Source organism: Streptomyces sp. NPDC060000, from assembly GCF_042737375.1.
Taxonomy (GTDB): domain Bacteria; phylum Actinomycetota; class Actinomycetes; order Streptomycetales; family Streptomycetaceae; genus Streptomyces.
In genome coordinates, this window is record NZ_JBHWUU010000001.1 from 399,257 (window position 1) to 422,040 (window position 22,784).

General features: G+C 72.9%; 23 protein-coding genes and 2 pseudogenes. 9 read left to right on the plus strand and 16 right to left on the minus strand.

Annotated elements, in window-relative coordinates; genetic code table 11:
* Nucleotides 1–544: 544 nt before the first annotated feature.
* Nucleotides 545–1,348, minus strand: coding sequence for a polyphosphate kinase 2 (gene ppk2 / locus ACFWBB_RS01715; protein ID WP_385265484.1), 804 nt, complete (start codon nt 1,346–1,348; stop codon nt 545–547).
* Nucleotides 1,349–1,400: 52 nt separating this feature from the next.
* On the opposite strand from ppk2, the pseudogene ACFWBB_RS01720 reads away from it, so the two are divergent.
* Nucleotides 1,401–1,598, plus strand: a pseudogene (locus ACFWBB_RS01720) (hypothetical protein); the annotation flags it as partial.
* A 128-nt stretch (nt 1,599–1,726) separates the two neighbouring features.
* Here ACFWBB_RS01720 and ACFWBB_RS01725 read toward each other — a convergent pair.
* Nucleotides 1,727–1,921, minus strand: a complete 195-nt coding sequence (locus ACFWBB_RS01725; protein WP_385265566.1) for a TrkA C-terminal domain-containing protein — start codon at nt 1,919–1,921, stop codon at nt 1,727–1,729.
* Nucleotides 1,922–2,224: 303 nt separating this feature from the next.
* Entirely contained in the window at nt 2,225–3,097 is an 873-nt protein-coding gene (locus tag ACFWBB_RS01730) for a universal stress protein (protein WP_385265487.1), read from the minus strand.
* 276 nt (nt 3,098–3,373) lie between these two features.
* Between ACFWBB_RS01730 and ACFWBB_RS01735 the strand changes: the two genes are divergently transcribed.
* Nucleotides 3,374–3,517 carry a hypothetical protein gene (locus tag ACFWBB_RS01735; protein ID WP_385265489.1) on the plus strand — a complete coding sequence of 48 codons (144 nt, stop codon included), beginning with the start codon at nt 3,374–3,376 and terminating at the stop codon, nt 3,515–3,517.
* A gap of 14 nt (nt 3,518–3,531) precedes the next feature.
* Here the strand turns inward: ACFWBB_RS01735 and ACFWBB_RS01740 are convergent, their stop codons facing one another.
* Both ACFWBB_RS01740 and ACFWBB_RS01745 read right to left on the minus strand, forming a co-directional pair.
* Nucleotides 3,532–4,017: an FMN-binding protein gene (locus ACFWBB_RS01740; RefSeq protein ID WP_385265491.1), complete on the minus strand. Its 486-nt coding sequence runs from the start codon at nt 4,015–4,017 to the stop codon at nt 3,532–3,534.
* 7 nt (nt 4,018–4,024) lie between these two features.
* The gene (locus ACFWBB_RS01745) at nt 4,025–5,377 is read right to left on the minus strand and encodes a ferric reductase-like transmembrane domain-containing protein (RefSeq protein WP_385265494.1); all 1,353 of its coding nucleotides are present in this window, start codon (nt 5,375–5,377) and stop codon (nt 4,025–4,027) included.
* A 230-nt stretch (nt 5,378–5,607) separates the two neighbouring features.
* Here ACFWBB_RS01745 and ACFWBB_RS01750 point away from each other — a divergent pair, with 230 nt between their 5' ends.
* Nucleotides 5,608–6,357 (plus strand): response regulator transcription factor, encoded by a 750-nt coding sequence (locus ACFWBB_RS01750; RefSeq protein ID WP_385265496.1) that lies wholly within the window; start codon nt 5,608–5,610, stop codon nt 6,355–6,357.
* A gap of 5 nt (nt 6,358–6,362) precedes the next feature.
* A complete protein-coding gene (locus ACFWBB_RS01755; protein ID WP_385265568.1) occupies nt 6,363–7,922 on the plus strand; it encodes a sensor histidine kinase in 1,560 nt (519 codons plus the stop codon).
* 180 nt (nt 7,923–8,102) lie between these two features.
* Here the strand turns inward: ACFWBB_RS01755 and ACFWBB_RS01760 are convergent, their stop codons facing one another.
* Nucleotides 8,103–9,056 (minus strand): pyridoxamine 5'-phosphate oxidase family protein, encoded by a 954-nt coding sequence (locus ACFWBB_RS01760; protein ID WP_385265498.1) that lies wholly within the window; start codon nt 9,054–9,056, stop codon nt 8,103–8,105.
* 123 nt (nt 9,057–9,179) lie between these two features.
* Nucleotides 9,180–9,497: a hypothetical protein gene (locus tag ACFWBB_RS01765; RefSeq protein ID WP_385265500.1), complete on the minus strand. Its 318-nt coding sequence runs from the start codon at nt 9,495–9,497 to the stop codon at nt 9,180–9,182.
* A 42-nt stretch (nt 9,498–9,539) separates the two neighbouring features.
* Between ACFWBB_RS01765 and ACFWBB_RS01770 the strand changes: the two genes are divergently transcribed.
* Entirely contained in the window at nt 9,540–10,406 is an 867-nt protein-coding gene (locus tag ACFWBB_RS01770; protein ID WP_385265503.1) for a universal stress protein, read from the plus strand.
* Between the two features lie 39 nt (nt 10,407–10,445).
* Here the strand turns inward: ACFWBB_RS01770 and ACFWBB_RS01775 are convergent, their stop codons facing one another.
* The gene (locus ACFWBB_RS01775) at nt 10,446–11,453 is read right to left on the minus strand and encodes an Acg family FMN-binding oxidoreductase (protein WP_385265505.1); all 1,008 of its coding nucleotides are present in this window, start codon (nt 11,451–11,453) and stop codon (nt 10,446–10,448) included.
* A 436-nt stretch (nt 11,454–11,889) separates the two neighbouring features.
* Nucleotides 11,890–12,651 (minus strand): alpha/beta fold hydrolase, encoded by a 762-nt coding sequence (locus tag ACFWBB_RS01780; RefSeq protein WP_385265507.1) that lies wholly within the window; start codon nt 12,649–12,651, stop codon nt 11,890–11,892.
* 64 nt (nt 12,652–12,715) lie between these two features.
* Between ACFWBB_RS01780 and ACFWBB_RS01785 the strand changes: the two genes are divergently transcribed.
* Complete coding sequence (locus ACFWBB_RS01785) at nt 12,716–13,147, plus strand: MarR family winged helix-turn-helix transcriptional regulator (RefSeq protein ID WP_385265509.1); 432 nt, start codon at nt 12,716–12,718, stop codon at nt 13,145–13,147.
* 91 nt (nt 13,148–13,238) lie between these two features.
* Here ACFWBB_RS01785 and ACFWBB_RS01790 read toward each other — a convergent pair whose 3' ends face one another.
* The 5 genes from ACFWBB_RS01790 to ACFWBB_RS01810 form a co-directional block, all read right to left on the minus strand.
* Nucleotides 13,239–14,150 carry an NAD-dependent protein deacetylase gene (locus tag ACFWBB_RS01790; protein WP_385265511.1) on the minus strand — a complete coding sequence of 304 codons (912 nt, stop codon included), beginning with the start codon at nt 14,148–14,150 and terminating at the stop codon, nt 13,239–13,241.
* A 204-nt stretch (nt 14,151–14,354) separates the two neighbouring features.
* Nucleotides 14,355–14,831, minus strand: coding sequence for a DUF4262 domain-containing protein (locus ACFWBB_RS01795; RefSeq protein WP_385265514.1), 477 nt, complete (start codon nt 14,829–14,831; stop codon nt 14,355–14,357).
* Nucleotides 14,832–14,998: 167 nt separating this feature from the next.
* Nucleotides 14,999–15,595: a hypothetical protein gene (locus ACFWBB_RS01800; protein WP_385265516.1), complete on the minus strand. Its 597-nt coding sequence runs from the start codon at nt 15,593–15,595 to the stop codon at nt 14,999–15,001.
* Nucleotides 15,574–15,750, minus strand: coding sequence for a hypothetical protein (locus ACFWBB_RS01805; RefSeq protein WP_385265518.1), 177 nt, complete (start codon nt 15,748–15,750; stop codon nt 15,574–15,576). Before ACFWBB_RS01805 ends, ACFWBB_RS01800 begins: the two co-directional genes overlap by 22 nt.
* A 20-nt stretch (nt 15,751–15,770) precedes the next feature.
* Entirely contained in the window at nt 15,771–16,016 is a 246-nt protein-coding gene (locus ACFWBB_RS01810; RefSeq protein ID WP_385265520.1) for a hypothetical protein, read from the minus strand.
* A gap of 92 nt (nt 16,017–16,108) precedes the next feature.
* Between ACFWBB_RS01810 and ACFWBB_RS01815 the strand changes: the two genes are divergently transcribed.
* The gene (locus ACFWBB_RS01815; RefSeq protein ID WP_385265522.1) at nt 16,109–19,501 is read left to right on the plus strand and encodes a hypothetical protein; all 3,393 of its coding nucleotides are present in this window, start codon (nt 16,109–16,111) and stop codon (nt 19,499–19,501) included.
* A 329-nt stretch (nt 19,502–19,830) separates the two neighbouring features.
* Nucleotides 19,831–20,030: pseudogene (locus ACFWBB_RS01820) on the plus strand (IS5/IS1182 family transposase); the annotation flags it as partial.
* Between the two features lie 39 nt (nt 20,031–20,069).
* On the opposite strand, the gene ACFWBB_RS01825 reads toward ACFWBB_RS01820, so the two are convergent.
* Both ACFWBB_RS01825 and ACFWBB_RS01830 read right to left on the minus strand, forming a co-directional pair.
* A complete protein-coding gene (locus tag ACFWBB_RS01825; RefSeq protein WP_385265571.1) occupies nt 20,070–20,213 on the minus strand; it encodes a hypothetical protein in 144 nt (47 codons plus the stop codon).
* A 209-nt stretch (nt 20,214–20,422) separates the two neighbouring features.
* A complete protein-coding gene (locus tag ACFWBB_RS01830) occupies nt 20,423–21,892 on the minus strand; it encodes a PLP-dependent aminotransferase family protein (RefSeq protein ID WP_385265524.1) in 1,470 nt (489 codons plus the stop codon).
* 177 nt (nt 21,893–22,069) lie between these two features.
* On the opposite strand from ACFWBB_RS01830, the gene ACFWBB_RS01835 reads away from it, so the two are divergent.
* Entirely contained in the window at nt 22,070–22,663 is a 594-nt protein-coding gene (locus ACFWBB_RS01835; RefSeq protein WP_385265526.1) for a TIGR03086 family metal-binding protein, read from the plus strand.
* Nucleotides 22,664–22,784: the final 121 nt, after the last annotated feature.

Here is a 22,784-nt window from a genome sequence, read left to right on the forward strand (position 1 = left end):
CGACCATGGCCGTGCACGAGCACCCGCACCGGGGCTCCGGCTTCCACCTCCCGCCGCTGCGCAGGAAGCGGACCACGTCCGCATCCGAGTCGGCCGTCTCGGCAGGCACCGGCACGCACACCGCGCGGGCCTGCGGTACCGACGGCGCGACGGGCCCGGCACCCGGCCCACCGCGCCGCCGCGCAGGGGGTCGGTCGGCCCCGATCCGGGACCAGTGGCCCTGCCCGGGCAACCCCCCGAAGACGACGCTGGAATCGGGTCCCTCGCCCCAGGATCCTCGCCCCCGAGGAGGGGAGTCATGCTCTGGACCAGGCGCTCAAGGACGCACCCGCGAAGGTGGACCTGTGCCGGCGCACCGCCCAGGGCCCCGCCCACCGGGTCCCGCCGGCCGCCTCGCACGAGGCCGGCCTCCTGGTGGTCGGCCCGGCGCAACCCGGACACCTCGGACTCCAGCTGGGGCGCGTCGCCCACGCGGGGCTGCACCACTCCGTCGTGCGCCGTCGCCGTCGTACCCGAGCGGGTGTGAGAGGTGGCGGCCGGCTGCTCAGAGGCTCGCCGCGTGGTCGGGGACATAGGTCTGCAGATCCCGCGGCGGGCGCTCGTAGCCGGTCGAAGCGGGCCGCTCCGGGAGCTCCAGCACGGGCGGCGGCACCTCGTGGTACGGCACGGACGACAGCAGGTGGGCGATCATGTTCAGCCGCGCCCGGCGCTTGTCGTCGCTCTCGACGACGTACCAGGGCGCCTCGGAGATGTCGGTGTGCACCATCATCGCGTCCTTGGCCCGGGAGTACGCCTCCCAGTGCGTGATCGACTCCAGGTCCATCGGCGAGAGCTTCCAGCGTCGAAGCGGGTCCTCCAGCCGGCGCCGGAAGCGTTCCTGCTGCTCGGTGTCGCTCACCGAGAACCAGTACTTGCGCAGCAGGACCCCGGCCTCGACCAGCATCCGCTCGAAGATCGGGCACTGGCGCAGGAAGAGCTGGTGCTCCTCCTTGGTGCAGAAGCCCATCACGTGCTCGACCCCGGCCCGGTTGTACCAGGACCGGTCGAACAGCACGATCTCCCCGGCCGCCGGCAGATGCTCCACGTATCGCTGGAAGTACCACTGGGTGCGTTCGCGCTCGGTCGGCTTCGGGAGCGCCGCGATCCGCGCCACACGTGGGTTGAGGTGCTCGGCGACCCGCTTGATCGTGCCGCCCTTGCCCGCCGCGTCCCGCCCCTCGAAGACGACCACCAGCCGGGTGCCCGACGCCCGCACCCACTCCTGCAGCTTCACCAACTCGGTCTGCAGGCGCAGCAGTTCCCTCTCGTACTCCTTGCGCGGCAGCGCCGCCGCCTTCTTGCCGGCCATGCCGCCTCCACCGCCCGATGACCCCTACGCCGACGAATCCCGGAGTCCCACCATGTCCAAGGTCGAACACCAGGACGCCACCGTACTGACAGACGACGCGCTGCGCACCCTGGACGCGCGCCGGGGGGCCGCCGACTACCTGGCCGCCGGACAGATCCACCTGATGTCCAACCCGCTGCTGACCGAGCCCCTGAGGCCCGAGCACATCAAGCAGCGGCTGCTGGGACACCGGGGCACCTCCCCGGCCCTACAGCGAGACCTACCCGGACGTACTGTTCCTACTGTTCGTGCGGTGCGGGCCGGCCCGCACCAGACTGTCGCACTGCGGCGCTGGGCAGCTCCGAGCGGTGACCGGTTCCGGCGTTCCGCGTCCGGCGATCACTGGAGGGCCGCGTGGATCTCCTGCTCGGTCGCGTTGTGCGAGACGAGCAGGATCTCGTCACCGGGTCGGAGCCGCACTGCCGGATCCGGCACGGTCGGTTGTCCGTCGCGGACGATCGTGGCGACGACCGTCCCTTCGGGCAACCGGACCTCGCCCAGGGCGCGGCCCACCGTCCTGGACCGCGGTGTGATGGCCGTTTCGCCAGTACCTGGAGCGTGAGGTCGGACTCGGCCCCGTCCTGAGGGAGGCGGGGCCCGTCCAGTTCCCGCCGCGCGACGGCCAGCACCCGCAGCCCCTGCGACGCCAGCGCGTCACCGGCCGCGAGGACCACCGATCTCGGAGGGCCTTACGTGAGGCTTCCATCACGGACTCCATCGAGTTCGGCGGCCGTTCCGCCGGTGTGCCGCCCCGAGCGGTGGCGCCCTCTCATCGTGTGACGGGTGGGCCGGCACCACCAGGGCCGTACGGGGCAGGGCACCGGGCCGTTCGGTGCCTCACACCGGGACCGTGATGACGGGGCAGCGGGCGTGGTGCAGCACTCCCTGGCTGACGGAGCCCAGCAGCGTGCCCGTGAAGCCTCCGTGCCCGCGGGTTCCCACAACCAGCCCCAGCGCGTGTTCCGAGGCTTCCGTCAGGACCTGCACCGGGTGGCCGCGGACGACTTCATGGTGCAGCTCCACTTCCGGGTACCTCGCGGTCCGGCCCGCGACCGTCTCGGACAGCACCTGGCGGCACTCCCGCACCGTGGCGTCCTCGTCCAGGACGCCCAGGAGCGGCGGATGCCACACGTACAGGGCCCTGAGGACCGCTCCGCGCAGGGCCGCCTCCTCGAACGCCACGTCCACCGCCGCGGCCGCGTGCGGACTGCCGTCGACGCCGACGACGAAGTACGCGGGATCCTGGGTGACGTGCTCCGGCTCCGGAACGACGACGACCGGACAGGGAGCGTGGGCGGAGACCGGCAGCGCCACGGAGGCGGAGGTGAACATCTCGCGCCTGGTGCTCAGATGCCAGGAGCCCACCACGACCAGGGACGCGTTCGCCGCCTCCTCGCGCAGAACCCACGCCGGCTCTCCTTCGGCCAGCAGCGCCGACACATCCACGGCCGGCCGTCGCGACTCGACGAAGGCGACCGCCCCCTTGAGTACCTCGGCACCCGCCTCGTGCAGCGTCCGGTTCCACTCCTCCCAGGAGGGCCGTGCCTCGCCCGTGCGGTATCCACCGGTCGGTACGCCCTGGGCGTGGACGAGTCGCACCGGCAGGCCACGGCGCTCCGCCTCGTCGGCGGCCCAGGCGAGGGCAAGCCGCTTCGAGGGATCGGGGTCGACGCCCACCACGATCGGCCTACGACCGTCCGCACCGCTCATGGCACCTCCAGCAGATTCCGTGCCGCCGTCCGTTCCCTGTCCTTCCCAGCGTGACCCCGGCCGTCGGGAGACGCCACGGCACGGCAGCGAGGGGGCTGATCCGGCGGTTCGTGGCCTTGCGAGGCCAGGCCGGGTGGCCGAGGTGGCCGGGCAGGAAGGGCACGACGTCCGGGGTCTCCGTACGGCGTTCGACGACTGTCCAGGACAGCAGCAGCGAGTCCTCGGACCGGCCCGGGCGCCGTCCTGCGGCCTGTTCTGTCTGCCAAGGACAACGGGGTGGGCATCCCCGCCGACGGCCGCCGCAGCGGGCTGCGCAACATGGCGGAGCGCGCCGAACAGCTGGGCGGCCGGCTGGAACCGGGGAGTCCCGAGGGCGGCGGCACCGCGCCGGTGTGGCGGGTGCCGGCGCGGAACCCGTAGGCACCGGGGAGGCGTCAGCCGCTCGCGGAGTCCAGCGCCGACTGGAGCGACTGACGGTAGCCGTCGCTGGTGTACGTGGCGCCGGAGACCGTGTCGATGTCGGCGCTCTGGGCCGTGAGCGCCTCCCTGGTCAGCTGCGGGATGGCATACGCGTTGATCTGCTGGTCCCTCGGGTTCTCCTGGGGGTAGGCGACCGCCGTGACATCGGTGAGCTTTCCGTTCTTCAGCGTGGCGCGGACCTGGACGGGGCCCCAGCGGGTCTGCACGGAGTCCCCGGTGAGGATCTGGGTCCCCGTGGTCGTCGACCCGCTCGAACCGCTGGACCCGCCCGTCCCGCTCGACGAGCTGGAACTGGCGGCCGGCGCGGGGGAGGACGCCAACCCGGCGACGGCCGGTGCCGTGTGCGGTTTCAGCGACAGCAGCAGCACCATCCCGGAGACGGTCGCGGCGCTCGCCAGCACGATACGACGCAGCGGACGGCTCTTCTTCAACGTGTGCAAGACGGCCTCACAGCTCGAAGGACTCGTGGTGGATACGGCTGTCCGGGACCCCGGCGGCGCGCAGCGCCTCGTACAGGTCCTGCGCGAACGCGTGCGGGCCGCACAGGTACACGTCGTGGACGGCCAGGTCGGGCACGGCCTCCCGCAGGGACCGGGCCGTGAGATCGGGGCGCCGGCCCTGCGGACCGTTGAGCGCGTAGAGCACCTTCGCCCCGCGCCACCGCGCGACCGTCTCCAGCTCGCCGCCCAGGGCGAGGTCCTCCGCCGAGCGGGCGCGGTAGAGGAGCGTGACGTCTCCGGGCAGCGTCTCGAACAGGGCCCGCAGCGGGGTGACGCCCACGCCGCCCGCGATCAGCAGGGACTTGTGCGCGCTCTGCCGGTCCGCGGTCAGGGCCCCGTACGGTCCCTCCGCCCAGACGCGGGTGCCCTGGCGCAGCAGCGGCACGGCGGCGCTGTGGTCGCCGAGCGCCTTGACGGTGATGCGCAGCAGGTCCGGGCGCGGCGGCGCCGACAGGGAGTACGGCGTGGAGGTCCAGCGCATGCCCTCGGCGAGGAACCGCCAGCGCAGGAACTGCCCCGGCAGCGCGCCCATCTCGTCCAGGCGCCGGCCGCGGACGACGACGGAGTACACGCCCGGCGCCTCCCGGTGCACGGAGTCCACCCGCAGCCGGTGCCGCAGGTTCAGCCGTACCGGGCTGAGGATCCGGAACCACACCACCAGGGCCGCGACGCCCAGGTACAGCGTGTACCAGGCGGCCTGAGCCGGGCCGCTGCCCACGAAGTCGGACCCCAGGGCGAGCTGGTGGCCGAAGGTGAGGAAGACCGCCGCGTACGTGAGCAGGTGCACGTAGTACCAGAACTCGTGGCTGACCCGGCGGCGCACCGCGCGGGCCGAGACGATCCCGACCGTGAACAGGATGACCGTCCCGGCGGTGGCCTTGAGCATCTCCGGGTAGTCCAGGACCACCGTGAGCGTCTCGTGCACGAGCGAGGAGCCGTCCTGGGCGGCGTACCCGAGGAGTATCAGCACGACGTGCGCCACCAGCAGACAGATCGTGTAACGGCCCGCCATCGCGTGCCAGCGCGTCACCCGGTCCGTCCCGATCCGCCGCTCGAGGAGCGGGACGCGGGCCATCAGGCCGACGAGGACGGCACAGGCGTACCCGCCCAGCAGCCCCGCGATCCGCCCGGCCCCCGTCAGCCAGCCCGCGGCGCCGACGACCGACCCCGTGTCGTACCACCACAGGGCCACCACGGCAGCCGCGCCGGCCCACAGGACGGCCAGCACGGGGCCCACGGGGGAACGCCCTGGCGCGGGAGGCGCGGGGGCGACCCTGGGTTGTGAGTGCACCGTCGTCATCCGTGTGTCCCTTCGGCTGTCCGCACGCCCCCTCGGCCGTCCGGAAGGACAACTGTGCCGACCCAACCTCTGAGCGGGCTCTGAGCGCAGCGGTGGCCGACGCGGCTCCGCCGCAGGTGGGAGGGGCCGCCCGGGTGATCGGACCCGATCGGCGCACAGCGGACTCAGAGTGAACTCAGAGGTCGAGAAGACGGTTCAGAACGCGGCGAGACCGCATCCTGGTACCTGAGATGAACACTTCCCGCCCCCGCGGCTCCGCCCGCCCCGTGCTGACCCGGACCGACGGCGCCCCGCTCCGGGTCCTCGTCGTCGACGACGACCCCGACCTCGCCGAGGTCCTCTCCGGCGCGCTGCGCTACGAGGGCTGGGAGGTACGCACCGCGGGCGACGGTGTCTCGGCGGTCACCGAGGCACGCGAGCTGCTGCCCGACGCCATCGTCCTCGACGTCATGCTCCCGGACACCGACGGCTTCGCCGTGCTGCGCACGCTGCGTACCGTGCGCCCCGACGTGTGTGTGCTGTTCCTGACCGCACGGGACGCGGTCGAGGACCGCATCGCGGGCATCACGGCGGGCGGCGACGACTACGTGACGAAACCGTTCAGCCTGGAGGAGGTCGTCGCCCGCCTGCGCGGACTGCTGCGCCGGGCCGGCATGGCCCGCCAGCTGGAGGACGGGCCGCGGCTGACCGTCGGCGACCTGGTCATGGACGAGGAGGCCCGCGAGGTCACCCGGGGCGGCGAACTCGTCGAACTGTCCCCGACCGAGTTCGAACTGCTGCGCCTGCTCATGCGCAACCCGCGCCGCGTCCTCAGCAAGGCACAGATCCTCGACCGGGTGTGGTCCTACGACTTCGGCGGGCAGGCCCACGTCGTCGAGCTGTACATCTCCTACCTGCGCAAGAAGGTGGACGCGGGCCGCCCGCCCATGATCCACACGGTGCGGGGCGCCGGATACGTGCTCAAGCCGGTGGTCCGGTGAGGACGCTGAGGCAAAGGCTCGCGCGTGATCCGCTCCGGAGCGGAGAGAGGTGGTCGCCGGCGCGTCTGCCCCGGCCGCACACCCTGCGGGCACGGCTCACCGCCGGTCTCGTCGTGCTGCTCGCGGTCAGCTGCGCGGCCGTCGGGGTGGCGGCGGTGGTGGAGCTGAACGGCTTCCTCACCGGCCGCCTCGACCAGCAGCTGCGCGAGACGGGCGTACGGTTCCCGGCGAGCCTCGAGCACGGCGGGACCCGGCCCTCGGACCTCCCCCGGTCTCGAAACGACTCGACCGGGGAGACCCCCGTCGGCGACGAGGACGGCGACGGTGACACCCGCCGTCAGACCGTCGGGACCTTCGGCGCCAGGCTGGTCGGCGACACGGTCACCAACGCAGCGGTGGTGGGCTCCAGTACGGGCGTCGGCGCCCAGAACGTTCCGCTCGGGGCCGGGGACAGGAGAACCCTCGCCGCGGTCCCGGCCGACGGCAGGGGGCACACCCTCCACCTCTCCGCGCTGGACGACTACCGCGTGGTGGCGGTCCGGGGCCGGGACGGTGACGTCCTGATCACCGGGCTGCCCACGGAGCCCGTCGAGGCCACCGTCCACCGGCTCGAACTGGTCGCCGCGGTCGTCTTCGGCGCCGCGCTCGCCGTAGCGGGCTTCGCCGGAGCGCTGTGGGTGCGCTGGTCGCTGCGACCGCTGAGCAGGGTGGCCGCGACCGCGACCAAGGTCAGCCGGCTGCCGCTGTCCAGCGGCGAGGTGGAGCTCTGGCCGCGCGCGCCCGAGGCCGACCCGCGCAGTGAGGTCGGACGGGTCGCCGGCGCCTTCAACACGATGCTCGGTCATGTCCAGGACGCGCTGACCAAACGGCACGCGAGCGAGGAGCGGCTGCGCAGTTTCGCCGCCGACGCCAGCCACGAACTGCGTACGCCGGTGGCGTCGATCCGTGGCCACGCGGAACTGGCGCTGCTGCATCCCGGCCCGGTTCCGCACAAGGTGGTGCGGGCCCTGGAACGCATCGAGGCCGAAGCGGCCCGCATGGGCGAGATGGTCGACGACCTGCTGCTCCTGGCCCGCCTCGACGCGGGCCGCCCCCTGGAACGTCTGCCCGTCGACCTGACCCGCCTGGTCCTGGACGCCGTGACGGACGCGCAGGCCGCGGGCCCCGGACACCGCTGGACGCTGGAGCTGTCCGAGGAGCCCGTCACGGTGCCGGGCGACGCCCACCGGCTCCACCAGGTACTGGCGAACCTGCTGGCCAACGCCCGCCTGCACACCCCCGTCGGCAGCACGATCACCATCTCGCTGGAGAGCGCGGACGGCACGGCGGTGCTCAAGGTCCACGACGACGGTCCGGGCGTCGCCGCGGACGTCCAGCCCAGGGTTTTCGAGCGCTTCGCTCACGGGGACCGCCGCCGCACGGAGGGCGTGGAGAGCGGCGCCGGCACCGGCCTCGGCCTGTCGATCGTGGCGGCGGTGGCGGAGGCCCACGGCGGCAGCGTCACCCTCGACAGCGGCCCGGGCTCGACCACCTTCACCGTACGGATCCCCGCCGGCGACGGGTGATCAGCTGCCGTTCTCCCTCCCGGGGCGGAGCGCGCCGGCCGGCCTCTCGGCTCATGTGCCCCGACCGGCGGTGGAGTTGGCTGGTGGAGGAGACGGAACCGACCGTTCGGTGCCGAGTGTGCGCGACGGTGAGCGCGACCGGCCGGCGGGGCCCGCACGGCGGCCCCGGCTCGCGGCCGCTCACCCGTCGGCCGGAGTGATGCGTCGGCCCGTGAGCTGCGTGGGCCGGATCGACACCCACATCTCGCGTTCACCGCCGGCCCACGGCGGGGTGTGGGCGCGTTCACTGAGCCCGCGCACGGCGTCCGGCTCGGTCACGGCGCTCGCGGGGCCGACGGCGAGGACGCTCCAGCCCTGGCTCAGTGCCTCGTCCATGTGGTCGACCTCGAAGGCGACCTCGGTACCGACAGCCGCCGCGGGCGTGGAGTCCGGCGCGGTGCGGAAGACGATCGCGTCATCGATGACGTCGTAGTTGACCGGAACGACCGCCGGGTGGCCGTCGGACGCCGACACCGCGACGCGCCCGACGCCGTGCGTGGCGAGCAGGGTGCGGCATTCGTCCGGGCCGATGTCCCGCAGCTCGGGATGGACCAGCGCCTGCCCCAGGCCGGGGGGCAGATCCAATCCCCCGCCGCGCAGCGTGGTGACCGTGGTGCCGAGGGCGTCGGCCAGTCTGATCAGGGTCGACATACTCGGGTCGGCAGGCCGTTCCTCCAGGTACGCCAGGTAGCCGGGGGACATACGGGCGCGGCGGGCCGTCTCCTCGCGGCTGAGCTGCCGCCTCCGGCGTTCGACGGCCACGCGTCGGCCGATGTCGGCCGGGTGGGGCGTGTCGTGCTGCACCGCCTCCGCTTCGGCCGGCACGCGGTCGGAAGGGGAGCGGGCGCTCCCGGCCCGCCCCTGTCCGGGGTCACTTGGATGTCGGGGATATTCGGGATGTTCTGGATGTTCGAGATGGCGGATGTGTGCGTCGGGCCCGGGGAACACGAGCGTCACCTCGTCCGTGTCCGACCAGCGCACGTCATAGGGCGGAGTGCCGTCCTCGTGACGGAGTCCGACGATCTCGCCGTCACGCCTGGTACTGGCGGTCGTCGTGTTCGCGATGACGAGTTGATCGCCGAGGTGAGCTCTCATGACGCCGCCCTTCCTCAGAGTGGTGCTGTATCCAACGTGCCACGCTCGAAGGCCGGCCGCACGAGGCGGGCACCGCACCCCGCAGGGCCTGCGGTCGGCCCGGGCGGTGGTGCCTCCCGCTCGTCACCGGCGGCCCTTGCGCGCCTCATCGCCGCGCCCCGACGGCGGACCGGATGCGTACGGTGAATCCTGTGCGCTCATGAGTAGGCCTCCAGCAACTCGCCGGTCGTCCCCCACCACCTGTTCCCACCGTCGAACGATGGTGGGCTCGGGGGCATGGGCCGAAAGTCCCTCGGGGCAGGTTTCCGGCCCGACTTCCTCTTTCATGGCTCCACATGCGCCGGTGAGTGGATTGGGGTACTCCTCGAAGGAGAGGAACACCGCGCTCGGCATGTCGGCGACGCCCGGAGCGCGCCCGCCATCGGACTCGTTCACCGTCATCCACCGTCGTATCCAGCTTCGTACGAGACGGAGGCCGCCGCCATGGAACCACTCGTCACCGTGGGTCTCAACGGTTCACCCGAGAGTCTTGCCGCCGCCCACTGGGCCGCCGACGAGGCCGAGAAGCGCCGGCTCACGCTGCGCCTGCTGCACGCGTGGCCCCTGCTGGCGCCGGAACCCGCCCACGCCTCCACCGAGGTCGATCAGAATTACTGGGCGAAGCGTTTCGTCCACACGGCGCGGGCGGAACTGCAAGCCCGCCACCCGGGTCTGACCGTCGTCGGGAGTCTGGTGGCCGACGACGCCCGGAACACCCTGCTCCAGGCGGCGTCGGAATCCGAGCTGCTCGTGCTCGGTTCCCGGGGGCTGGAATCCGTGGAGAGCTACTTCCTGGGAGAGGTCAGCCTCGCGGTCGTGGCCCGGGCGGAGCGGCCGGTGGTCCTGGTCCGTGCCGGAACCCGCGAGGCGGTACAGCCGGCGTCCGCGGGCCGTGTGGTGGTGGCTCTGCATCTCCACGGATCCAGCGACGAACTGCTCGACTTCGCCTTCCATACCGCCGAGGCCAGGAGGGTTCCGCTCCTGGCGGTGCACGGCCGCCGCGTGCCGCTCCACGCGCGCGTGCCCTGGGGCGTGGACCACGCCGTCACCGAGGAGATGACGCGGGACGCGGGCAACGAGCTGAGCAAGGCGCTGCGCCCCTGGCGCGAGAAGTACCCGCAGGTGGACGTTGCCGACACTGTCCGTCTCGCGAGTCCCGCCAAGGCCGTCGTGCAGGCTGCCGAGGGCGCCACCCTGCTCGTGGTCGGCCGGCATGCACCCCGGCACGGCGTGGCACCCCACCTGGGTCACGTTGCTCACGCCGCCATCCACCACGGGCGCTGCCCGGTCGCCGTCGTCCCCCATGGCTGAACCCGGCCACCACGGGCGAGCGGGGGCCACCCCTGAGGGTCACTCGATGTCGAGCACCTCCTGCACGGGCCGGCGTGGTGTGCCCGGGCCTGAGGGGCCGTATCCGAGCCGCAGCACCATCTGAATGAATCCCATCGCCGACTGCGGGTCGCGCACGGTCCAGCGGAGTTCCGGCCATTCGAGAACCTGGGACGTGAGCGAGGTGGCGAGTCCGTCGAGGGTGGCCTGGAGCAGCACGCGTTCCATCGCCTGGCCCGCCAGCAGCCAGTCCCTCGGCCGGTCGCCCACGGTCCCCAGTAGCGCGAGCTGGGGTGCGTTCTCGAACGCGGCGGCCTCGCGCCCGGGAACGGGGTGCCGACCGGCGAAGTCGCGCACGGGCGCCCTGCCGTAGCGCTTGCGAGGGCCGAACGCGTACTCCGGTATCCCGTCGCTCGCGGTTCCCGCCGCTCCTGCCCCTGCCCCTGCCCGGGTCCAACGCCCCAGCTCCTCGGACGCGGCGGCGTCCATGGCGTCGCGTCCCTCGGCGTCGTGCACCAGGTCCAGCAGTGTGTGTATATGCCATGCGTCGGGGAAGAGCAGCCGCGCCCCTTCCAGAAGGGCTGCGGCACACAGAGCATCCTTGATCGCCCGGGGGATCGCCTCGTCGGTGAACGGGTGACGGCTGGTCCGACGGTGGCGGATCGCCGGATACAACGGGGCGAGGTCCTCCTCGGTGTCGTTACCGGTGAGCGCCGGGCTGGTCAGCCGTACCACCGCGAGCAGGCGCGGGTCGGTGGGGTCGGGCAGCAACCCGGTGGCCGCCGCCCAGCCCGCGTGAGCGGCCGCGACGCGCAGGTTGAACAAGGCGGCGGCGCAACCCAGGTGAAGTCCGCGCGTGGCGGGGTCGGCCCGCGGCATGGCGCGCTCGGGATCCGAGTACACCTCGAAGGTGCTGTCGGCGCGCAGGAATCGGAATCTCCACGGTTGCGCGTTGTGCATGGAGGGAGCCGCGGCCGAGTCCTCGACCAGGGCTGTCACGGTCGTCGTGTCGAGGGCACGTACGGACACCGGACCCGCCTCCCTTCCGGCCTCCGACCGGCCGTTCACGGATGGGCGATCCCCGTACCGTCCACTATTCCACGGCGACGGCGGTTCAGAGCGCGTGCGGCGACGGCGGCCGGGCCGGGCGCACGACCGCTGAACCTGGAGCACGCGGCGAGGCGTCCCCGCATGGCGTTCGTCGGCCGCGCGGCTGATGGCCGACGGCGTCGTACCGGCGCAGGAGCCGGCGGCCGCCGGCACCGCGGAGGACGCCCGCGCCGGTGCCGGCCGGACGGCCCGGTCGACACGGAACAGTAGCCACGTCAGGGAACTCCCTGTCTGCCATCACTTGCCGGATCAGGCTCTCCGGGCAGCGGCCCTCCCGTCGTCGTGCGGCTACGGGCACTGCGCCGACCGCATCCGGAGGACCGACCACTGAAACCGCGGTACGTGTCCGCGACCTTCAGCGGCGCGCGGTCTCCGCGGCGAAGGCGTCGAGCAGGGCGAAGGTGCGTGACGGCTGCTCGAGGTGGGGCAAGTGGCCTGCTTGCGCGACCACTTCGAAGCGGGCGTTCCCGAACGACGCGGCGTACTCCTTGCCGTAGGCGGGGGTCGCGATGCGGTCGCTCTCGCCCCACAGGACGAGGGCCGGGACGGTGATGTCCGCGAGGCGGGGGCGGAGGGTGGGGTCGCTCATGGCGGGGCCGCCGGAGAAGACGCGCAGGCTCGCCATGTTGGCCTGGATGGCGGCGAGGCGCTCGGCGGGGAAGGTCGCCGGGTCCATGTAGAAGCGCTCGGAGTCGTGGTAGGCGTACTCGGCGAGGCCCCGCGCGTCCAGGGCGAAGAAGTCCCGGATCGGTTCGCCGTCGACCTCGATGCCGACCGCGTCCATCAGAACGATCCCGCTGATCAGGCCTTCCGTGTCGGCCGCGGCCAGTTCGGCGGCGATCCAGCCGCCCAGCGAGGAGCCGACGACCAGGACGTCGGACAGCTGGCGGTCGCGGAGGAGGCGGAGATAGGCGGCCGCGAGGTCGGCCACGCGGGTGAGATCCTCGGGCCGGTGGGCGCCGTTCCAACCCGGATGGGTGGGCAGCAGGGTGTGGGCGGTCGCGGCGAAGTGCTCGGCGATCGGGGTCACGGTGAGCGGACCGCCACCGCCGTGCAGGACGAGGACGGGGCGGCCGTCGGCGGGGCCGGATTCGGTGAGTGTCAGTTCCGTAGTCATGACCGGAACACTAACTAAAGATGTTTATATAAGCAAGCTTAGTCAGGGTGTTAGTCTGACGAACATGGCCGTTGAACTGCAGATCCTCGGAAGGGCCGTGAAGGCCGCCCAGTATCGCCAGCACCGAGCGCTCGACAGCCGCCTCGCGTCGGTCGGCAGCACGCTCGCGCAGTGGGACGCGCTACGGGCGATCGGCCGCGCGCCGGGCGCCAGCGCGCGCGAACTCGCGGCGGCGACCTTCCAGAGCGAGCAGGCGTTCGGCACGCTCGCCGGACGGCTGACGGCGCAGGGACTGGTGGAGCGGCGCCCCGGGCGAGGCCGGCGTATCGAGCACCACCTCGCTCCCGACGGGCAGCGGGTGCTGAAGGCGGGCCACGAGGTGGCGGAGGCGGTGCTCGCGGAGTGTTTCGAGGGCCTGACGGAGACGGAGCGGGAGGCGCTGCTCGGGCTGCTGCGGAAGCTCGAGGGGCGGCCCGAAGGAGAAGGCGTCTCTTAGGTCGCCGGCAGACGGAACGGGTGTGGTGGATGCGCCTCTCCACCGACCCCGAAGGACTCGGGCGGGGAACTCCGCTGACGCCCCGCCGCTGTCACCGCGTCCCCCGGGCCGCCGTCTCGTCGTCGGTCGGGACGCCCAGCGCGTCGGCCAAGGTGGTGAGGGCTGTTCCCAGCGGGAGCGCGACGCGGGTGACTGCGTGCCGGTCGCCGCGGGTCGGGTCCCGGTTGACGATCAGCACCGGCTTCCCGTCCTGGGCCGCCTGACGGACGAACCGGAGCCCGGACATCACCGTCAGTGAGGAGCCGAGGACCAGCAGCGAGGCCGCCTCGCGGACCAGTGTGCGGCAGCGCTCGACCCGCCGCGGCGGAACGGTCTCGCCGAAGAACACCACGTCCGGTTTGAGGATGCCGCCGCACTGCGCGCAGGGCACCACACGGAAGTCCCCCACCTGTTCGTCCGTGAGGTCGGCGTCTCCGTCCGGGTTGATCCCGGCGGCCACCGGCTCGAAGCCCACGTTGGCCTCCTCCAGCCGCCGGGCGAGCTCACGGCGCGGACTGGGAGCGCCGCAGGAGAGACACACGACGCGGTCGAGGCCTCCGTGGAGTTCCACGACGTCCTCGCTCCCGGCGGCCTGGTGCAGACCGTCGACGTTCTGGGTGATGACTCCGGAGAGCAGGCCGTGCCGCGCGAACGCGGCCACGGCCCGGTGCCCGGCGTTGGGGCGGGCGCGGCCGAAGGTGCGCCACCCGAGGTGGCTGCGCGCCCAGTACCGGCGCCGGGCCCGGGCGTCGGCGGTGAAGTCCTGGTAGGTCATCGGAGTGTGCCGGCTCAGGCTCCCGCCCTCGCCCCGGTAGTCGGGGATGCCCGACTCCGTGGAGATGCCCGCCCCGCTGAGCACCAGCACACCGCCCGTGCTCAGTGCATCGGCGACCGGCTCCAGATCCGTGGTGGCCGGCGGCAGGTCCTCGGTGGGAATCCAGCTCAGAGTGGGACGCGTGCGCATGCCGCCAGGATACGGAACAGGCTGCGACCATCCCTTCCGCCCGCACGGTGCCGGTCCGGTACGCGGGGACGGTCCTCGACCAGCCGGGACCTGGACACAGTCAGCGGACCCCGACACCGGCGACCACCCATCGAATGCCCGCGCGCGACAACCGGAGCGAACCGAACGCCGGCCCCAGGCGCAACCGTTTGACGTCGTCCAGTGTCAGAGTTCGGTGGTCCAGATGCCGGCGGGGTGCTCGTTCGGCGGCAGCCACAGTTGAGGCTGCGACTCCCGGTGCCGCCGATGCGCCTGCTCTTCCCAGTGGAAGCGGCCTTCCGAGACAGGCCACGCAACCTGCGCCACAGGGAAGGGAGGTCGCCGGTAGAACCCGATGGCCCGCCCGAAGAAGATCCGGTACCACCGCATGTCGACGTCTTTGAGCATGACTTGGTGCCCATCGACAACGCCTTGATGCGTTTGGCCGGCGCCCAGCACGACGCCGGAGGCGGCCATGTCTCCGAGTGTGTTGAGCATGCGGTGCATGGCATGTACATCGAGCCCGAACATGGCCAGCTCAGGTGCACCGTGGGTGTGCGACAAGCCAATCGTGTAGGCGAAGCCCGGGCCGACTTCGTCCTCGGGAACCATGACAACGTGCCAGCCGTGTCGCCGTACATTGTCGATGATCGTCAGGTCCATCCGGTCCGCTTCGTCACGATCACCGTAGTCGTGGCAAAGGACACAACGGCACTCGCATGGATCACCAGTCATGTGCGGAGGCTACGGGGGCAGCGCGTGGGCCAGGTGGCTGGGCCCATGGCCATTCCTCGGCGTCGAACACCGCGGTGACCCGCCCGGCGGCCGATCTACCGCCCGCGGGCATCGGCGAGGCCGGCCGCTTCGAGCAGCATCCGTGCCGGAACGGCGCCTGAGTGCTGCCGGTCGTTGAAGGCGGGCACGGATTCGTCATGGAACTTCCGCTGGATCGCCTCCAGCAGGATCGCTGAAGCGTCGACAACGAGGTCCTGGTCGCCGTCGGCCTCTGCCCGGAGCGCACCGATGAGGCAGACGGCGCCGTCATCGTCGGCGAGGGTGCCCGCGCACCATCCGGCCGCCTGCATGCGGTGGTGGGCGCGCTCCAGGAGTGCGGCAGCGGGGGTGCGGTAGGTGGCCGGGGCGGGTGGCTCTGGGGTGGGGGTGAGCGGGACGGTGATGACGTCGGCGAGGCCGATGGGGTCGACGGCCAGGTGTGCGGTGCGTACTTCGTGGGCGACGGCGGCCTCTTCGAGGCGGAGGGTCATGGCGGCGTCGACGGCGGCGAGCCGGGCCTCCAGCCCGAGCGTCACGGCCGGCGCGGGGGTGACGCGTGCGGCGGGCTGCGGCGGCGCTGTGGCGGGGCGGGGGGAGGCGGGCATGAGGAGCTCCGGTGGGACGGTGGCGATCAGGTCCGCCAGGACGCCCATGAGGCGGGTGACGGCGGGGCGAGACCGGTGGAGGGGAGGATGAACCGTGCGCGGGGCAGGTGGGGGCGGGGGAGGGGCGGGGGCGGGGTGACCGTGCCGTGCTTCCTGAGGGTGGCGACGGTCATGGAGAGCAGCAGGGACAGGGAGACGGTCACGGCCACGGCGGTGACCCCGTTCAGCGTGGTGGGGTTGGGTGGGCGCTGCCCGGCGGGATAGGCCAGACAGCGGATTCGGGTCGCTCGACGGTGGTGAGTGCGAGGCCGGCGCTCAGCTCGGGCAGGACGCCGTCCTGGACTTCGGGCTCGACCAGAGCCTCGCGGGCCGTGCCACCCTCGGCGGGACCGGCGACGCCGGGCTTTCCCAGCGCGAACATGACGCCCTGCGCATCGGCGAAGCCGATCCGGAGCTTGTGCAGCGGCATCGAGGTGGAGCTTGTGCACTGGCTTCGAGGTGGAGCCGAACCGCGATTCTTATTCGATCGCCCGAACGGATCTTGCCGGGCACAATCGGCGGATGCCGACCAACGCGGAGCGACTGCTCTCCGCCCTCGAACCGCTGCCCTTCCCCGCACGCCTGACCCTGACGGCGCGGACCGCACGCAGGCTCGCGGATGACGGGACGCTCGCCCCGCTCCTGACCGAGTTGGACGGGCGGGGGCCGTACGAGCGGCGGCTCGCGGCGTTGGCGGCCCTCGTCGGACGGGACGCGGGGTTCCTCGCGGAGCGGCTGGCAGACCCGGACCCGGTCGTCGCCGGGTACGCGCGACGCGCCGCACGTGACCTGCCCGTACCCGACCGGGCGGTGGAGGCGGCCTACGACGACGCACCGGCCGTGCTGCGGCAGCGGCTGGCCCGTCTGCTCGCCGCGGGAGGCCGAACCGCACTCGCCGAGCGGCTGGTGGCGCGACTGCGCGCGGAGTGGGGCGACGCCGAGGCCGCGCGGCTGCTGCCGGCCTGCTCTTCCGCCTTCGTGGCGCGGGAGTTGCCAGGGCTGGCACACGCCGTCGAAGGCTGGACGAGGCTCGCGTGCCGGCACCCCGACCCGGTCCTCGACCACGCCGAGCAGACCCTGGCCGACCGGGCCGGGGGACAGCAGCGGGATGACTGGTGGCGCCTCAACGCCACCACGGTCGCGGCACTCGCGCCACTGCGCCCCGAGCGGGTGCTGACCCTGCTGGAGCGGCACGGCCCCGGCAGTCTGCCGCCCGCACTGAACAACGGACTCGGCCCCCTCGTTGCCGCCGACGCCGAACGCGTGATCCGCTGGATCACCTCCCCCGATCGCCGGGAACAGCGCCACGAGCCGATACCTCCGGCCGGAGCGCTGCACAGGCTCGTGCGGGCCGAACCCGCGTCGCTGACCGCGCTGGGCCGTCACTGGCTGAACCGCGGCGGCCACTTCACCGCACTGGTGAAGGCCATCGCGCCCGGCCGGCGCCCCGCGTTCGTGGACGCGGTCGCCGGCGGAGGGACTCGCTCGGACCCGGCGCTGAGCGTCCTCGGCCTGCTGCCGCGCGAGCGCCGCTGGGCGGAAGTCCGGCGGGCGGCGGCCGAGTTCGACGGCACCGACTGGTGGGACGACCTGGACACCCTCGCCCACGGCCCGATCGACGAGGCGCGTCCCGCGCTGCTCGCCGCGATCGGGCGGCCCGACGCCGACGACCGGGCCGCCGCCTGGCCGCTGTTCGTGGCCTGCGCCGCCCGGGACGGCAGCCGGGAGGCGATCACCGAGCTGCTGACCACGGCGGGCCGCCGTCTGCGCAACGAGCGGGACCCGGTGCGCGCCGAGGCGCTCGGAGCTCTCGCCGAGACGCACCCGCGCCTCTTCGGCTCCGCCGACGCCCCGCTGCTGGACGCGATCACCGCCGACGCGCTGGAAGCACGGGACAGTTCTGCCGACACCCTGACGGCGCTGCGCGCACTCGCCGTCCGCCTGCTCGTCGAGCACGCCACCAACGAGACGACGGACCTGCGGCAGTGGGCGCTGCGCACCCTGGAGCGCATCACGAGCCGCGTCGGGGTACCCGACTTCGGCCCGCTGCACCGCGTCCTGCGGCGGGGCCAGGAACACCAGGTGTTCGAGGCTCTGCGCCCCTGGCTCGACGCCGGGGCCGGGCGGGCCGACTTCCGGCTGCTGCTGGGCCTGGCCGCCGCGCTGGGACCGCGTGCCCGGCGGCTGCCCGAGCTGCAGGAGAGGCTGGTCACGGCCCTGGAACGCGGCGACGACGAGACGTTCCGCGCGGCGGCCCAACTGTGGCTGGCCGCACCGGCGACCCGCGACGAACGGGTCGCCAGGATCGTCGCGCTCGAACCGTCGTCGGTCGTCCTCGCGCCCGTACGGCGGGTGCTGACCCGGCGGCGCACGGATCTGCTGGACATCCTGCTCGACACGTCATTGCCGCACGGCCGCTTCTTGGTGGACGGGGCCCGGCGCCCGCTGCCGGACCTCGACGACAGCGACCGCTGGCTGCCCCGCCAGCAGCGGACGGCTCTCCGGTTGGCCGCAGAGGCGGTCGCGGACGATTCTCTTCCGCTCGACGACCGGGCCGCCCTGATCCGGGCCGCGGCCCCGGTGCCCGAGTTCGGGCGGGCTCTGGCCCTCGCGCACAAGGACGACACGGAGGTGGTCGTCGCCGAGGCGGCGCTCGGCGCGCTGCCCTGGACCGACCGGCCCCACGACACCCTGGCGACGCTGCTGGAGCAGGCGGGCAGCGACCGGGCCCGGGTCGCCGTGTACGCGGCGTCCCGCGCCGCCCGTTTCACCGCTCCGTCCGAACTCGCCCACGCCCTGGGCGCGTTGCTCACCGGGCAGCGGCCCGCGAAGGTGACCTCCCGCAAGGAGGCCGTACGGCTCGCCGCGCGCTTCCTGCCGCCCCGACGGGCGGTGTCCCTGCTGGCGAGCACCTTCCACGCTCCCGACCGCCACCCGGACGTGCGGGCCGCCGTCGTCCGCGCACTGCCGCCGCTGCTCGGCGAGCCGGAGGCCTGGCACCTGCTCGACGACGTCGCACACGACGACGCCCGGCCCGTACACGAAGCCCTCCTGGCCGCCACCCCCTGGGAGTTGGCCGAGACGCACCGCCGCGCCTACGCCGCGGTGGTCGTCGCGGCATACGACACGTCCCTCGCCCTCACGGAGGGTTTCGGGGGCGGCTACGCCCTGCTGCGCGCCATGGGTGTGTGGTGCCGCTACTCACCCGAACTGGCCGTCCGTATCTCTCGTAGCGTCTGCGACCTCGGTGAGCGTACGCACTGGCAGTTCGCGGGGTGGGTGCTGCGCGATCTGGCCGTCTCCGACCTGCCGCACCCCGTGGGCGGTGCAGCGCCGGGCAGCATGTTCCACGGCGCGGTGGCCGAGTTGCTGACCGCGATGCACACGACGGAGGGGGGCTGTGACGCGCTGGAGGGCCGGGACCTGCCGGCGCTGCAGCGGCTGCGGAACCTGACGTCGTTCGGCTACGTCGACGGAGCGCGGCCCGAGTTGCTCGAAGCGGTCGCGGAACAGCTGGCGTCGGAGCCCCTGCTGGTGGCCGAACGCGCCGACCTGCTGGGCCAGTTGGTCGATCACGCCGTGGAGCCGGCCGCGCTGCTCGAACGACTGCGGGACCTCGCGGACGCTCTCGAGGGCGGCGGGGCGACCGTCGCGGTACACACGTCGAACCGGTTGCGGACGTCCTCGGCGTATCGCGCTGTGCCGCGACGCGCCGAGGCCCTGCTGACCGCGGCCGAGCGGTTCGCCCGCGACGGCACCACCGCGACGGGCCTGCTGGCGGTCGGCCTCGTGAAGGGAACGGGCGGCGCGCTCGGCTGGCCCGAGGAATGGCGGTCGCTGCTGCGTCTGCTGCGCGGGCACGAGAACGCCGACGTACGCCACGAGGCGCACAGGACCATGACAAAGAACGAATGACCGCTCCGCGTCGAGGGGCCGAGGGAGGAGCAGGAGGGCCCACCCAAGGGACAGGGGAATGATCGAGCATCCGGCCAAAGCTCCGGCCGCCGGACGCCTGGCCGCCGACGGCCCCAGCCCAGCGCTGCCGCCGGACGGCGTCACCTGCTACCGCGTACTACCGCGACGCGCGACCACTACGCCTGATCGTCCTCCGGAGCCTCCGGAGCCCCCGGAGCCTCCGGAGCTCCCGGAGCCTCCGGAGCTCCCGGAGTCCCCGGAGTCCCGGAGCCGTCGGAGCCCCCGGAGTCAGCGGAGTCGTCGGAGCCCCCGGAGTCGGCGAAAGCGTGCAGATCGGCGGCGGCATCCGGCGAGGCGGGAGCGTGTGCCGGCTCGCCCCGACCTCCTACCGGCGCTCTACCGGCGCCGCGACGTGATCGAACGCTGCTACAACCGCCTTGAGCACGACAAAGCCCTCGCCAGCTGCCACGGCAAACGCGCACGGCACCACCAGGCCCTCGTCATCATCGCCTGCCTGGGACTCCGGCTCCGTGACTTCGCGGATACGACCTGGCGCGGCTCGGCGCGGTTACGAGGTCCCGGCCCTGGTTCGTCGTGCGGTCCGGTTGGCGGTGAGCAGGCAGACCCACATGACGACCAGGCCGACCGCGATCAGGATGCGGGCCGGGCTGTCGCCGTCAATGACTCGCCACACCAGGAGGACCGTGCTCACGCAGAGCATCGGCCAGTAGAACCACGGCCCCCACCGGTTGCCCGGCCTGGCCCACGACCATGCGGCATCTGAATCGGAGCGTTGCGTCATACGAGCCTCCCTTCCCCTGATCGCCTTGCCCGTAAAAGGCGGTGCATGTGGCCGCGGGGCCATCGGGTTTTCGTCTCCGACGTGGCTTTCGTGACAGCCCGAGCCCGAGCCTCGGACCGTCACCGGCCGTGCGCGTCCTGCCCGTCCTCGGGCGGGCCGAGTACGCGGTGCAGGCCCGGCTCGATGTCCGGGGCGCCGATCGAGCCGTAGCCGAAGACGAGGCCCGGGCGCGCGGAGCGGTGCGCCGCGACCTTCGCCAGGGTGTAGACGGCCACGCCGGACGCGCGGGCGCGGCGGGCCCGTTCCGCGAGGGTGTCGGGGTCGGCGAGGTGGCCTCGGGTGTATGCGGTCACATGCAGGCCCGCGGCCGACGGCACCAGCTCGGCCAGGTCCGCGAAGCGGTCGGTGAGCGCGCGGGTGACGGCCTGGTGCCGGGTCGCGTAGGTGTGCTGCATCCGGCGGATGTGCCGGGCGAGCAGCCCGTCGTCTACGAAGCGGGCGAGCGCCGCCTGCGTGGGGACCGCCGTGTGCCAGTCCGCGGTGTACTTGGCGGTGCGCAGTGCCGTGCGCAGCGGGGCGGGCGCCGCCAGGAAGCCGACGCGCAGGGACGGCAGCATCACCTTGGAGAACGACCCCACATAGATCACGTGGCCGTCCCGGTCCAGGCTCTGCAACGTCTCGACCGGCCGCCCGCCGAACCGGAACTCGCTGTCGTAGTCGTCCTCGATCACCGCCGCGCCGTGCCGCCGCGCCCATCGCAGCAGCGCCGTTCTGCGCCGCAGGGACATCGGCATGCCGAGCGGGAACTGGTGGGCGGGGGTGACGTACACGGCGCGGGTGTCCGGCGGGACGGCGTCCACCAGCAGGCCCTCGGCGTCCACGGGTACGCCCGTGACCTTGGCACCCTGTGCCAGGAACGCCAGCCGGGCCGGTGGGTAGCCGGGCTCTTCGACGGCGACCCGGTCGCCCGGTTCGAGCAGCACCCGCCCGATGAGGTCCAGGGCCTGCTGCGTGCCGGTGGTCACGAGTATGTCGTCCGGGCCGGTCCGCACCCCGCGGGAGAGCCCGACGTGCCGGGCCAGTGCGGCCCGCAGCCCGGCGTGACCGGCCGGATCGCCGTATCCGGACGTCCCGGCCGCCGAGTGGCGCAGTTCCCGGGCGATCAGGGGACGCCAGGTGTCGTACGGGAAGAGCCGGGCGTCCGGCAGGCCGACCCGGAAGTCGTGGGCCGCCGTGGTCGGACCCGTGGTCTCCGGGGCCGCCCAGGGGGACAAGCCCGCCCACAGGGCGCGCGGACGCAGTCCCGGGCCGGTGGGTTCGGCGGTGGTCGCGGCCTCGGGCGCGGGCAGGCCCGCCGTCCGCACATAGGTGCCGGAGCCGACCCTGCTGTCCGCGTAGCCTTCGGCGACGAGCCGTTCATAGGCGACGCCGACGGTGTTGCGGGCCACCGCGAGACGGCGGCTCAACTCCCGGGTCGGGGGAAGTGGATCACCGGGCCGCAGCAGCCCGTCGTGGATCGCGGCGCGCAACTGGCGGTAGATCTGGCCGGACAGGTCGCGCTGCCCGTCGAGCCTGACATGCAAGTCCATCCCGGCTGTCCGCTTTCCGTCTCGGCCGTTCTCTCTTTTCGGCTCAGGTTCCCTGCTCAGGTTCCCGGTTCTCGGCTTTCGCTTCCGGTTCCTGGCTTTCGGTCTCGGAATTGGCTCAATCGTTTGGCAGCTTATTGGTTCTGGAGCTGAACCGCTGCGGGATTTTAGGCTCCGGGCATGGACATACGACGACTGGACCACCAGGCGCTGTTGCTGACCGGGGAGCTGGTCTCCCGGGTGAAGAGCGATCAGTTGGGATGGGCGACGCCGTGCGCGGACTGGACGCTGTACGGCCTGCTTCGCCATCTGGTCTGCCAGAACGAGGGGTTCGCCGCCTCCGCCCGCGGCGCGGGTGAGCCATGGGCCGTGTGGCGCGACGGAGACCTCGGTGACGACCCGGCCGGAGCGTACGACATGTCGGTGGGCGAGGTGACCGCGGCGTTCGCGGAAGACGAAGTGCTGGAGCGGCGGTTCGCGCTGCCGGAGGTGGGGGAGGGCTTCGCCGTCCCCGGACGGACAGCGATCGGATTCCATCTGCTCGACTACGTGGTGCATGCCTGGGACGTCGCGATGACGATCGGCGCCCCGTGGGAGCCCGCCGCCGAACTCACCGCCGCCGCGCTGCGGGTGGCCGCCCTGGTCCCGGACGAGGGCCGCGGGGCCGGTGCCGCGTTCCGCCGACGGATCGCCGTCCCCGACGACGCCCCGCAGAGCGACCGGTTGCTCGCCCTGCTCGGCCGCGACCCGTCGTGGACGCGGGAGCCGTGCTGAGGATCTGCCAGTGCCTGTGTGGCAGAGGGAGCGCCCGGTGACGCGGGCACCGCACGATGCCGCCACTGAGCGGGTCGGCTGACCGCGTTCGGTCGTGCCTTGATCGAGCGCGTCACCGACG

Excerpts from the sequence above, each read along its gene's own strand:
- ppk2 (WP_385265484.1), bottom strand. The coding sequence starts at position 1,348 with ATGGCCGGCAAGAAGGCGGCGGCGCTGCCGCGCAAGGAGTACGAGAGG.
- ACFWBB_RS01730 (WP_385265487.1), bottom strand. The coding sequence starts at position 3,097 with ATGAGCGGTGCGGACGGTCGTAGGCCGATCGTGGTGGGCGTCGACCCC.
- ACFWBB_RS01745 (WP_385265494.1), bottom strand. The coding sequence starts at position 5,377 with ATGACGACGGTGCACTCACAACCCAGGGTCGCCCCCGCGCCTCCCGCG.
- ACFWBB_RS01750 (WP_385265496.1), top strand. The coding sequence starts at position 5,608 with ATGAACACTTCCCGCCCCCGCGGCTCCGCCCGCCCCGTGCTGACCCGG.
- ACFWBB_RS01760 (WP_385265498.1), bottom strand. The coding sequence starts at position 9,056 with ATGAGAGCTCACCTCGGCGATCAACTCGTCATCGCGAACACGACGACC.
- ACFWBB_RS01765 (WP_385265500.1), bottom strand. The coding sequence starts at position 9,497 with ATGACGGTGAACGAGTCCGATGGCGGGCGCGCTCCGGGCGTCGCCGAC.
- ACFWBB_RS01770 (WP_385265503.1), top strand. The coding sequence starts at position 9,540 with ATGGAACCACTCGTCACCGTGGGTCTCAACGGTTCACCCGAGAGTCTT.
- ACFWBB_RS01780 (WP_385265507.1), bottom strand. The coding sequence starts at position 12,651 with ATGACTACGGAACTGACACTCACCGAATCCGGCCCCGCCGACGGCCGC.
- ACFWBB_RS01785 (WP_385265509.1), top strand. The coding sequence starts at position 12,716 with ATGGCCGTTGAACTGCAGATCCTCGGAAGGGCCGTGAAGGCCGCCCAG.
- ACFWBB_RS01790 (WP_385265511.1), bottom strand. The coding sequence starts at position 14,150 with ATGCGCACGCGTCCCACTCTGAGCTGGATTCCCACCGAGGACCTGCCG.
- ACFWBB_RS01795 (WP_385265514.1), bottom strand. The coding sequence starts at position 14,831 with ATGGACCTGACGATCATCGACAATGTACGGCGACACGGCTGGCACGTT.
- ACFWBB_RS01800 (WP_385265516.1), bottom strand. The coding sequence starts at position 15,595 with ATGGGCGTCCTGGCGGACCTGATCGCCACCGTCCCACCGGAGCTCCTC.
- ACFWBB_RS01810 (WP_385265520.1), bottom strand. The coding sequence starts at position 16,016 with ATGCCGCTGCACAAGCTCCGGATCGGCTTCGCCGATGCGCAGGGCGTC.
- ACFWBB_RS01815 (WP_385265522.1), top strand. The coding sequence starts at position 16,109 with ATGCCGACCAACGCGGAGCGACTGCTCTCCGCCCTCGAACCGCTGCCC.
- ACFWBB_RS01830 (WP_385265524.1), bottom strand. The coding sequence starts at position 21,892 with ATGGACTTGCATGTCAGGCTCGACGGGCAGCGCGACCTGTCCGGCCAG.
- ACFWBB_RS01835 (WP_385265526.1), top strand. The coding sequence starts at position 22,070 with ATGGACATACGACGACTGGACCACCAGGCGCTGTTGCTGACCGGGGAG.